This is a genomic window from Rhizobium album, assembly GCF_003122325.1.
In the GTDB taxonomy this organism is placed as follows: Bacteria; Pseudomonadota; Alphaproteobacteria; order Rhizobiales; family Rhizobiaceae; genus Metarhizobium; species Metarhizobium album.
The window spans coordinates 1-10,628 of sequence record NZ_QFBC01000042.1 but is presented as its reverse complement, the minus strand read 5'-3'; the positions used below and the strand labels follow the sequence as shown (position 1 = coordinate 10,628).

Here is a 10,628-nt window from a genome sequence, read left to right as displayed (position 1 = left end):
CTGACGGATCGTGGCCTTCACGCGTTTGCCGAGCTTGATGTAGAGCTGCACGGCCCTCATGCGGTCTTCGTACGAATACATGAACTATCTCCTGTTAGTCCAAGAATTCGTCCGCACCTCCCTTATCAGCGTCCAATCTTCACCCCCCTGTAGACGATGAGCGCTTGAGCTATGGAGAACCTCAGACCGCCGACAATAGGGCTCGGGCGCGAGATCTAGCGCTGGGCCATCAGCAGCGATACGGCAAAATCCCATTTCAGCCGCGCGGCGATCGGCAGATCGGCCAACATCCAGGCGAGCCGCTCGGCGTCCGGCCGCGCCGCATAGATGGCGCTCACCAAGTCCACCGCGGCAAGCGACGCGGGACGGCCGGACTGCAGCGCGTCATCGGCGTGGTCGACCGCCGAAACAAGTCGATCGTCCCAAGCCAGCTTCAAGAGTTCGGCAGGGCTTGTCGCAAACCTCGATCGCGGCCGCAGCTATGGCCTGAATGATGCCACTTTCATGCTTTGTTAACTTTTTGCAATCCGAAGAGACGCGCAAGCAGATCGTTACGATAGCCGCGCGGATAGGAGAAATCCTGATCCGTCTGCCTGCCGGCAAGCCAGCTTACATAAGCATGGATGGAAAAACAGACGATCAGCAAGGTCATGAAGGACAGGGAGGTGGAGCGGCCGATCAGGTTTTCCACCACATTGCTGACGAGCGTCATGACGACGAAGGCGAAGCCCAGGCTGAGATGGGCATCGCGCAGATGGCCGATCGCCATGAGCAGCAGCAGCATTATGAAGGCGAGCGCGCCCATGAGCAGCAGCAAGCCGACGAGGCCGCCTTCGATCAGGATCGTGACATAGCCATTGTGGAAGTTGTCCAGCACCCAGCCATGGGTGTCCTGAAAAGCGAGCAGCCGGGGCGTGGTCCAGAAGCCGCCGACGCCAAACCCGAGAAACAGGCGGTCGCGCAATTGTTCGAGGCCATAGAACCATAGCGTGGTGCGGTTGCTGGTATTGAATGTCGCGCCCAGCACCCCGATCCTGTCGTCCGTCAGCGAAATCGTCGACGCGACGAGATGAAGAAGCGGTATCATGCAGGCGAGCAACAGCAGCAGCGACACACGCTGCGCCGTTTTGGGAAGCCGGGAGGCGATCAATGCTGCAATACCGATGACCGCGATGAGCTGGCCGCCTCGCGATCCTGAAAACACAAGGCAAGTCCCGGCGATCGCAAACACCACCACCCGGATCGCCACGGCGATCCGGCTTTTAGGCAGAGGTATCGCAACCGAGCTGACCACGACATAGGCGGCGAGAGCGCCAAGCTCGTTTTTCTGACCCGCCAGCCCCTTCCAGTCACCCTCCAGCTCCCAGCCCGTTTCGATGCCGATGTCGGGGAAAAGCAGCACGGTCACGAAACATGCCGTCACGAAGCAGCCTACCAGGCGGTAATGGATGACCAGAATCTCATCGAGCCACTTTAGGTTGACGATGCAGATCGATACCATCACGGTCAGGGAAATCAGAGTGGCCTTCATCATGGCGCTCGCACCGCCCTCGCTCCAGGCCGCCGAAGCGATCGTATAAGCCAGGAAAGCGAGCAGCAGAGTCCATTCGGCCGATAGCGAAACTCGGATGCCGCGGGTGATATAGGTATAGACGATGATCGCGAGGGAAAGGCCGCCGAACAGCGCATAGCGCAACGGCTCTCCCAGCCCGCCCAACAGCGAATTGGCCCCCGGATTCCACAGCGACACGCCCATCAGCGCATAGATCGCGAAGCTCTCGATTTTCGGCGATGTCATGTTCCAGATCCGAGCGGCGGCCTGCCGTTACAGGCGCATCTGCCCGTTCAATCTTGCCGAGAATGGTAAATAATTCGTCACCGCGCTGCAGCTCTTACGGCATTCGCACAATTACAACCGTTAACGCAAATATGAATTAGAAGCGGCAAGCGGAAGTTCCGTGGTTCCATTATTCAACGCCATGCGCAATTATTAGCGGATATTCTTACGCCATTCCCGAATGCGAAAAGATCAAACCCGGTCAAACAACGATAGAAGATCGACCATGAACGCCGCTCATGCTGGTTACAAGCCGGAACTCGACGGGATCCGCGCGCTCTGCATATTGTTTACAATGGCAAACCATATTCCCGGCACGCCTTGGGCCATTAACGGCTCGGTGGGCGTCGATATCTTCTTCGCTCTCAGCGGGTGGCTGATAACCTGGCTGCTGATCCATGACACCACCGTCGGCAAGGCGGCAAAGCTTTCTTCCTATTATATCCGCGCGTCTTCCGCATCGTGCCGCTTTATGCCGTCACTATCGTCCTGTACGGACTGGCGGCGATAAGCCTCGGCTACCTGACGGGAGGCGATGCCGAAATCATCGATTTCCGCAACGGGCTTCCCTATTTTGGAACCTTCAACGGCGAATACATGCATCAAGAAGATGGAACCCTGTTCGGGCATTCCTGGACGCTGGGCATCGAGGAAAAATTCTACATCATCTGGCCGTTGATCATGGTGCTGCTGTGGAAGAACCGCCTGCTGGCCGGCATCGCGCTGGTGAGCTGCCTGCTGGTGCTGACCTGGATCGGGCGCAACCCGGAACTTCTGATCCGCGGCTATGCGGGCCTGAGCTTCGGCGCGGCATTGGCGGTCGCCGCATCCCAGTCGAAGGGCCTCGCAGACTGGCTCCGCTCGCGCAGCGCCATCTGGATGCCGCTGGCGGGAATTGCGATCGCCTATGCGGATTCGCTGGTCTCTCCGCATCCGTACCTGTGGAACGTACTGATCTCCTTCTTCGCCGCCGGCCTGATCGGAAGCCTCTGGCTTGGCGAGAAAAGGTGGCTGAACCGGGCTCTTTCCCTGCCTCCGCTCGCCGCCGCCGGACGGCTGACCTACGCAATCTATCTCACGCATGTTCTGGCGATGAATGTGGTTGTGCTGGCGCTGTCGAAGCTGAACATCGCCTTGCCGTGGCTGGCGCTCTTCGTCATTTGCTACTGCGCCTCGGTCGCCGTCGCCATCGTGCTGCATCGCGTGATCGAAAAGCCGATGATCGAGGCCGGGCGGAACATCGTGAAGCGCTCCGCCCCGCCCGTCACCGTTCCCGCCTGAAGCCGTTCAAGGCCCGGCATAGCCGCCCGCCGCGGACGATTTGAACTCGCGCCGGTAGCGCATCGGCGGCAGGCCCTTGGCGGCGCGGAACTGGCGGGTGAAATGCGCGGTGCCGGAAAATCCGCATTCGGCGGCGATATGGCACATGGGCAGGCCGGACTGCCCTAGCATTACAGTTGCGATTTTGATTTGATGTGAGCTTGTGTGGCTACGGCTTGATGTGCCCGACGCCAAAGCGACCATGCGATAATATGTGCAGGTTCGATATGTCGTCGCGCAAGACGTGTTGCAATCCGTCGGATTTCCTGGATCGACCAGCGGATCAGAGCCGGAGCCCTTTCGGTATTCGTTTCATCGCGCTTTTTGGGGGCGTCGCGGCATTGGCGCGATGGCGGATCGCCGCCGTCATGGCGAATGCAAGCATGACGAGCGAGACATGGCGATGCCAGCCATGCCAGGAGCAGGTCGACATGGAGGCGTTGCTGGCCGACAAGGGGTTCGACAACAATCATCTGCGTGGATTGCTCCGAGAAACAACACTACAATCATCGCCGATACCACGAGAGCCTCGACAATCTCACCCCCGCTGACCTCTGTTTCGGACGCGGCCAGACCATCCTGCTCGAACGCGAAAAGATCAAACGAGACACGATCAACAGCGCCGCTTGAACCACAAGGCCAAAGCGGCTTAATCAACACGCAAACCGAGCCGCAAACTCCAATCTTCCAAAGACCAAAAAGCCTCAAATCATTCGACGACGGACAATGGACCTCGTCAAGTCTATCGGCCAGTTCCGGCATGGTGATGTCGGGTCTGGCCTCGAGCTGAGCAATCAGAAAGCGCCGATAGGCCGCAAGCTTGCCACTGCCGGACGGACAACCCTGGCGGGGTGGCGATACGGCTCCCGTCTCGCGCCGGCGCTGCATGAGGCGGATGGCCGTGCTGTCACCAATGGCGAAACGGCGCGCTGCTGCACGGCAGGAATATCCTGCTTCAACCATTGCAACAACCCGCTCACGGATATCAAGAGAATGCAATTTGCCCATGAAACACCTCAGCCAAGGAGGGAATCTTGAAATCCACTGAACGCAAATAGATAACGATTCACGTTTTGTGAACGAGGCTTTAGCATTGCAGAACGTGATAAGTTTTCGGACTATCGCTTTTACTTAGTGCACTATTCGCAGCGGTGGCGCTGAGCTTGTGGTAGGGCGCGCGCATGGCTGGCGAATTCCAGGTCAACGGCAAAAGCGCGAGCTCGCTTTTTTCTCTAAGGGTTCATCGGGGCGAAGGCATGGCCTTGGTCGCTATGAACTGGCGCGGCGGTCCGCCGCCGCCCGACTTTGTTGGATTCGCGATTGAATACCGGCCTCCAGGCGGCACGCGGTTTCTCGCAGTATCCAATCGCATCGCGTTTCCTGACCAAGATGGTGCGGGCAATCCGAACAAGCTGTCTTCGCGGCTGTCGCCAATACAGAAGTTTCGCTGGGTTCACTTCCCGTTCGACGCCAAGAAGAGCGGCGAATACACCTATATGGTCACGCCGGTCTTCATGGATGTGGCACGACGGCTGAGCTATGAAGAACCTCAGACCGCCGACATAGAGCTCAGGCGCGAAGGCGGAGCAGGCATTGGCGTGGATGGGGTTCGAAGGCGGCGCGCAATCAATGAGACCCTGGACGAGGCAATCGCCGATCCCAGCGCACGGGTCTACGTCGTGGCCTGTGATTTCAGCGAGCGCGGTTTCGTCGATCGGCTACGACAACTCGGAGGCCGATTGAAGATCATCATTGACGACGATGGAAAGCACGGCGCGGCCCATTCGGGCGAAACGCGATCCGCCGACATCCTGATCGCATCCGCCGGCGCCGAGAACGTCAAACGCCAGCATATGGGCAAGCTGCAGCACAACAAGATGATCGTCGTAGACGGCGACCGCGTAAAGAAGGCGGTAGGAGGCTCCACCAACTTTAGTTGGCGCGGCTTTTACGTCCAGTCGAATGGCAGAAACTCGTGCTCGAGTACTCCCATCAAGACATCGTCGTGCCAAGCACCGTTCACGAAAGCTGCCTCTCGTTCCCTGCCTTCAATGACGAAACCGCATTTTTCATAAGCTCGGATGGCGCGTTGATTGTAGGCAAGCACCCGGACTCCGACCCGATGAAGCTGCAAGTCGGCAAAAGCGTGTCGCAGGATCAAGGAAATAGCTTCGCTGCCCAAGCCTTGGCCGAGCAGCGTCGGGTCGAGAATTCCAACGGCCATCGAAGCACGTCGGTCATGGAGAGCGACATTATCCAGCCTGATCTCACCGACGAGCCTGCCGCCGACTTCGATCACCCAGGCATAAGGATGATCGATGAGCCTCTGCACCCAGCGCAGCGCACCGTCTCTTGTCAAAGGACGTACAGCGCCTCGGCTCACTCCAAACATCTCGATTATTTCTGCATGATTACCCAAGGAAAGGCGAGCTTCCACGTCATCTGCAGAAGCTTGCCGGAGCTGAAGATTTTTTCCTTTCAGTACGCCGAGCAGGGGCATGTCTATCCTTTGACGTATCCCAGACCTTCAACGATCTTTCCGTCCCGTACGCGCATGATGTTTACCCCTCGAATCCGATCCGCCTCGCTCTTGCTCCAGCGAAGCTGCCAACGGATGATTCCGCGATCCTCGCCGGCCCAAATCTCCTCTGCTTCGAAGACAAGGTTCGCAGAGGATGCAATCCCCTTCCAGAAGTCGAGACAAGCCTCACGCCCTTCGTAGCGCGCACCATCCGGTGCTGGCGCGGTATTCTCGAGAACGCAGTCTTCACCGATGAGATCATCAAGATCTTCAGGGCGATGCCTTTCGAACGCATTATGGAAACGGGTGACGATTTCGAGGGTGGTTTTGCTGTCGGCATTCATCTTTTCACCTCTTGAGAACGGGGCCTAGAAAGGCTTTTCGGCCTTGTCGGTGCGATAGAGGCTTACGGCGACCTCCCGGGGTTTGCCCCTCGGCCCTGCTCTCGCAACCTTGCGCCAGGCGTCCAGCGTGGCCTGGTCGCGCCAGCATTCGAAGAGATTGACGCGCGTTGGATCGACCGCGTCTGCGCTTATGGAGAAGTCGAGACAGCCGTCATACGTCCTCGCGCGTTCGACCATGCTCTTGAAACCTTCCACTGCACCGTCCCGCTTCTCAGCGTCAGTGCGGGTATAACCGGCAATGATAATCATGGGTTTCCTCCTTGAAACGCCGATGGGTTGTTTCTGTCAAGCAGGTAGCGGCGCCGGCTGGCCGGGATTGTTGAGGACCATCCCGGACGTCCATCCGTCCCCGAACGCCGACCCGGTCGTCCGCCTACTCGCTAATCTCGGGCACGACGAGTTTCGTGAGCTTGTCGAGCGAGTCCTGCCAGCCGAGATAGCAGGCCTCGGCGGGAATCACGTCCGGCACACCCTGCTGCTCGATGTTGACCTCCGTGCCCACGGACACAGCCTTCAACGTCACCGTCACCACCATCTCGCCCGGCAGGCCGGGGTCGTCGAAGCTGTCGGTGTAGACGAGGCGTTCGCCCGGAACGAGCTCCAGATAGGTTCCGCCGAAGGAGTGGCTGTGGCCAGCCGTGAAGTTCCGGAACGACATCCTGTGCTTGCCGCCGACCTTTGCATCCAGCTCATGGACGGTGCAGACAAACCCGTATGGCGGAAGCCAGCTCGCCACCGCGTCCGGTTCGAGGAATGCGCGATACAGCTTCTCGGGCTTCGTGGCGATGACGCGGTGCAGGCGGATAGTGCTGGGCATGGAACTCTCCCTGGGGTTCAGTTTCATCGGGTTTGCTCGATCGTCCTTAGCGGTGAGATCGGAGCAGGAGTTCAAACAGTCGTGCTGTGGCGCATCTCGCGGGCGGCCAATTGCCGCCCGATGCAGTTAAGACGAACGAAGGCGAGAGGATCCGACAGGCCATCGCAATAAATCCGGGCGCCGTTCCGACTTGTCATTGGTCTGCGGTCTTCTGCGGATATTCGAGCTGCATGGCGACCACATCGGTGGTGCGCGCTCCATAGCGCGCGGTGATTGCGTCGAGCACGAGGTCGAGCGCATCGGCCGGCTTGCGGCCGGGAAAGGCCGACACGCGCCGGCCTTCCGGCCAGTTCGCGCCCGACCGGTCGGGCACGATGCGGACGCCGTTCATGGTCACAACCACGTCCGGCGAACCGGCGTAGCTCGTCGCATTCGCACGGTAGGTTCGCGACCATGCGTCGGCAACCAGCGCCAGCGATACTTCGTCCATACCCCGCTCCAGCCTTATGCCGAGCTCCTCGCGGTTCCAGAAAGCCATCCGGTTGGCGAGCACCGTCGTCGCAAACGGCCGGGTGAGCCTGAATGCACCGCTCGCATGCCGTGCATCCCATTGCTCGAGGCCGAGGTCATGTGCGACCGCTTCCGCCTTCATCCGGCCGGAAATCGCTTCGATCAGCATCAGCATCATCGGCATGGAGGCGGTGATGCCGGTCGTCGTCGCAACCGTGCCGTCCACCACCAGCCTTCGGTCGGCGACATACCGGACCATGGGGACCTCGTCGCGCATCTGCTTGAGGTAGTACCAGTGTGTCGTCACTCGCTTGCCGTCGAGCAGGCCGGCCGCGCCGACCACGGTGGCGCCGACGCATACACTGACGATGGTCGCGCCCTTTTCCGCCTGGCTCCTGATCCAGGCCAGCGCAGCCGGATCGTCGTGGGGTTCCATGGCCGGCACGATCACATAGTCGGCGCCTTGCGGATGCTCGGCGTCGAACCGCGCAATCGTCGCATCCGCCTCTACCGAAAGCGCCGGATAGAGCCGCACCGGACCCGGACCGGTCGCCAGCATCACCACGTCGGCGACGTCGGCGCGGCGCAGAATGCCGGTGGGCATGAGGTAGTCGGTCGTCTCGGTGGCATCATTGATTCCGATGATGGCGATCAGAGGCCGTTGCCGCTTCGGTGGCTTCAATGCGGCCAGCATGGCGTCCATCTCCTCCTGCGGCACCGCTGGCGCTTCGGCCGCAGCCGTTGCGGAAGGCAGGCTGAGCACCCAGCCGCCGAAGCCGGCCAGCGAGAGGACGACGAGGGCGACGCCGCCCCGGATGAGCCAGGATCTGGACATGGCAGAGCTTCTCCAGCGAATGAAACGGGAAGCGCCTTCGGTCGGTTGCCCGGCCTTCCGGCGCTCTCATCGGCTGAGCCGAATCTAGCAATTACGGCCCATGGCAGAAATGACAAAAGGATGGTAATTTCTGCCAATGCATCCTGTGGCCTTCATCGTCTATCCGGGTTTCGAGCTGCTCGATGTTTCCGGGCCGGCATCCGTCTTCAACGGAGCCAACCGCGCCCTGCGCCAGCGCGGCAAGCCGGAATTCTACAATGTCGTGATCGCTTCGACCGAAGGCGGCGCTGTCGAAAGCAGCGCCGGCGTCGCGGTCGAGACGCGACCGATCGCCGAACTTCGATACGGACAGGCCCGGACCGTTCTGGTTGCCGGGGCCGAGCGCGAGCCGTTGATGCAGGCGGTGGCAGACCCGGTCCTGCGGGCTTCCCTCCCACGACTGATCAGCAAGGCCGAACGGTTCGGCTCCGTCTGCACCGGCGGCTTTGTGCTGGCGGCGCTCCGACTGCTCGACGGCCGTCGCGTCGCAACCCATTGGGATTCCTGCACGCCCTTTGCAAAGGCCTTTCCGAAGGTCACAGTCGATCCCGAGGCACTCTACGTCAACGACGGCCGGCTCTGGACATCGGCCGGGGTGACGACCGGGATCGACATGGCGCTGGCGATGGTCACACATGACCTCGATGCGACGATTGCCGGCGAGGTCGCCAAGCGGCTCGTCCTCTATGCCCGGCGCCCCGGTTACCAGTCCCAGTTCAGCCCGGTGCTGCAGGCGCAGGTGAAGGGCGACAGTCCATTTATCGACCTGATCGGCTGGATACACTCGAACCTCGACTTGGCCCTGGACGTGCCGTCGCTGGCGGCCCGCGCGAGCATGAGCGAACGCACGTTCCATCGCAGGTTCGTGGCGGCGACTGGCGAGACGCCGGCCCGCTTCGTCGAGGTCGCGAGGCTCGACGCCGCGCGTATGCTTCTGTCGCGCGGGCTATCGCAGAAAACGGTCGCGGCGCAAGTGGGCCTGTTCCCGCCCACCCGCCTGGCCGAAGCCTTCGAGCGTCGCTTTGGCGTCGCCCCGAGGTTGTTCCGCGACATGCACGCTGAACTGTGAGTGCCGATCATAAGAAATCTGCGTGACCAGGGCTAAGGGTTTGTCCACAAGCACCTGCCTGGAGGGTTTTGGGGCACTTTGTCCAAACTTGCGACATAGCGGCATTCAGGAGCTCTGCGACGAAAACTCGCCTTCAAGCAGCCCCATCATGACATCGTCGTGCCAGGAATCGTTCACGAAAGCTGCCTCTCTTTCCCGGCCGTCAATGACGAAGCCGCATTTTTCGTAAGCTTGGATGGCGCCTCGACGATTGTTATTTTCTTCGATTTGATCAGGTTGAGATCCGCGTCGCGATCATACTGCACACGCATGTTTGTTTCCTTTTCGGGAAGTTGAGAGCTTGAGGGGCGGCCAGACTTCGACCAGCTCGAACTCTTGTGGGCCTGTCAAATGATAGGCCTGCTCGAAGATCGACCAGATCATCGCGGCTGTGATTTCCTTGCCGCTGCTGTCAGCGAATTCCTGGACACGACGGCTGAGGTCGACCTGGAGTGGCCGTGGCAGTTTCAGGCCCTTGTCCTGTTCGATCACCCAGGCGACACCGCCCTTGCCGGACTGGCTGTTCACGCGGATGACCGCCTCATATGTCTCCCCGATGTCTGCCGGATCGACAGGCAAATAAGGCATCTCCCAGATGCCGTCATTGCGCTGTCCATGGGCAGCGAAACCCTTGCGGATCGCGTCCTGATGCGAGCCGGAGAAGGCGGTATGCACCAGCTCGCCGGCATAGGGATGGCGCGGATGGACCGGCAACCCGTTGCAATGCTCCACGGTTTTCACCACGTCGCGGATGGCCGGAAAGTAGAGTTTCGGATCGATCCCCTGCGTGTAGAAGTTCAGCGCCAGCGTCACCAGGTCGACATTGCCGGTTCGCTCGCCGTTGCCGAACAGGCAGCCTTCAATACGATCAGCGCCGGCGAGCAAGGCCTGTTCAGCCGCGGCCACGGCGGTTCCCCGGTCGTTGTGCGGATGGATGCTGATGACCACGGCATCACGACGGGAGATATTGCGGCAGAACCATTCGATCTGGTCGGCGTAGACATTGGGCGTCGCCACTTCGACCGTCGCCGGCAGGTTCAGGATCGCGGGGCGTTCCGGCGTCGGCTGCCACACGTCGAGCACGCGTTCGCAAATCTCCAGCGCGAAGTCAGATCGTGTCCCAGGAGGTGGTGTATCAGGGTATCGGCGGTCACCAGTGTTTTTCCGGTAGGGTCGGGTTGTTCAAGACCAACCTGAAGGAAAGATCACCGATGACCGACGACATGATGACCCTGCG

At 60.4% G+C, this 10,628-nt stretch carries 12 protein-coding genes and 3 pseudogenes; 5 read left to right on the top strand and 10 right to left on the bottom strand.

Annotation, left to right across the window (positions count from 1 at the left end; all coding sequences use genetic code 11):
• Positions 1-215 precede the first annotated feature (215 nt).
• Positions 216-437, bottom strand: a complete 222-nt coding sequence (locus tag DEM27_RS33210; RefSeq protein WP_245446306.1) for a DUF1403 family protein — start codon at positions 435-437, stop codon at positions 216-218.
• Between the two features lie 65 nt (positions 438-502).
• Positions 503-1,756 (bottom strand): O-antigen ligase family protein, encoded by a 1,254-nt coding sequence (locus DEM27_RS33205; RefSeq protein ID WP_165823741.1) that lies wholly within the window; start codon positions 1,754-1,756, stop codon positions 503-505.
• 307 nt (positions 1,757-2,063) lie between these two features.
• Here DEM27_RS33205 and DEM27_RS33795 point away from each other — a divergent pair, with 307 nt between their 5' ends.
• Both DEM27_RS33795 and DEM27_RS33200 read left to right on the top strand, forming a co-directional pair.
• Positions 2,064-2,348, top strand: a complete 285-nt coding sequence (locus DEM27_RS33795; protein WP_128755630.1) for an acyltransferase family protein — start codon at positions 2,064-2,066, stop codon at positions 2,346-2,348.
• Positions 2,300-3,118: an acyltransferase family protein gene (locus DEM27_RS33200; RefSeq protein ID WP_165823740.1), complete on the top strand. Its 819-nt coding sequence runs from the start codon at positions 2,300-2,302 to the stop codon at positions 3,116-3,118. The genes DEM27_RS33795 and DEM27_RS33200 overlap by 49 nt, the downstream gene beginning before the upstream one ends.
• 6 nt (positions 3,119-3,124) lie before the next feature.
• Here the strand turns inward: DEM27_RS33200 and DEM27_RS33195 are convergent, their stop codons facing one another.
• Entirely contained in the window at positions 3,125-3,361 is a 237-nt protein-coding gene (locus DEM27_RS33195) for a helix-turn-helix domain-containing protein (protein ID WP_109462497.1), read from the bottom strand.
• 291 nt (positions 3,362-3,652) lie between these two features.
• On the opposite strand from DEM27_RS33195, the pseudogene DEM27_RS35325 reads away from it, so the two are divergent.
• Positions 3,653-3,810 (top strand): annotated as a pseudogene (locus DEM27_RS35325) (IS3 family transposase); the annotation flags it as partial.
• A 73-nt stretch (positions 3,811-3,883) separates the two neighbouring features.
• On the top strand, positions 3,884-4,195 hold the full coding sequence (locus tag DEM27_RS35320; RefSeq protein WP_128755629.1) for a hypothetical protein: 312 nt from the start codon (positions 3,884-3,886) through the stop codon (positions 4,193-4,195).
• 910 nt (positions 4,196-5,105) lie between these two features.
• Here DEM27_RS35320 and DEM27_RS34500 read toward each other — a convergent pair.
• The 5 genes from DEM27_RS34500 to DEM27_RS33155 form a co-directional block, all read right to left on the bottom strand.
• Positions 5,106-5,657: a GNAT family N-acetyltransferase gene (locus tag DEM27_RS34500; RefSeq protein ID WP_109462494.1), complete on the bottom strand. Its 552-nt coding sequence runs from the start codon at positions 5,655-5,657 to the stop codon at positions 5,106-5,108.
• A 2-nt stretch (positions 5,658-5,659) separates the two neighbouring features.
• Positions 5,660-6,022, bottom strand: coding sequence for a nuclear transport factor 2 family protein (locus DEM27_RS33170; protein ID WP_109462493.1), 363 nt, complete (start codon positions 6,020-6,022; stop codon positions 5,660-5,662).
• 24 nt (positions 6,023-6,046) lie between these two features.
• Positions 6,047-6,331, bottom strand: coding sequence for a putative quinol monooxygenase (locus DEM27_RS33165; RefSeq protein ID WP_109462492.1), 285 nt, complete (start codon positions 6,329-6,331; stop codon positions 6,047-6,049).
• A 124-nt stretch (positions 6,332-6,455) separates the two neighbouring features.
• On the bottom strand, positions 6,456-6,899 hold the full coding sequence (locus tag DEM27_RS33160; protein ID WP_109462491.1) for an SRPBCC family protein: 444 nt from the start codon (positions 6,897-6,899) through the stop codon (positions 6,456-6,458).
• 193 nt (positions 6,900-7,092) lie between these two features.
• Complete coding sequence (locus DEM27_RS33155; RefSeq protein WP_109462490.1) at positions 7,093-8,244, bottom strand: DJ-1/PfpI family protein; 1,152 nt, start codon at positions 8,242-8,244, stop codon at positions 7,093-7,095.
• Positions 8,245-8,380: 136 nt separating this feature from the next.
• On the opposite strand from DEM27_RS33155, the gene DEM27_RS33150 reads away from it, so the two are divergent.
• Positions 8,381-9,352 (top strand): GlxA family transcriptional regulator, encoded by a 972-nt coding sequence (locus tag DEM27_RS33150; protein ID WP_109462489.1) that lies wholly within the window; start codon positions 8,381-8,383, stop codon positions 9,350-9,352.
• Positions 9,353-9,457: 105 nt separating this feature from the next.
• Here the strand turns inward: DEM27_RS33150 and DEM27_RS34890 are convergent.
• Positions 9,458-9,592: pseudogene (locus DEM27_RS34890) on the bottom strand (GNAT family N-acetyltransferase); the annotation flags it as partial.
• A gap of 120 nt (positions 9,593-9,712) precedes the next feature.
• Positions 9,713-10,510 (bottom strand): annotated as a pseudogene (locus DEM27_RS33140) (2-isopropylmalate synthase); the annotation flags it as partial.
• Positions 10,511-10,628 lie beyond the last annotated feature (118 nt).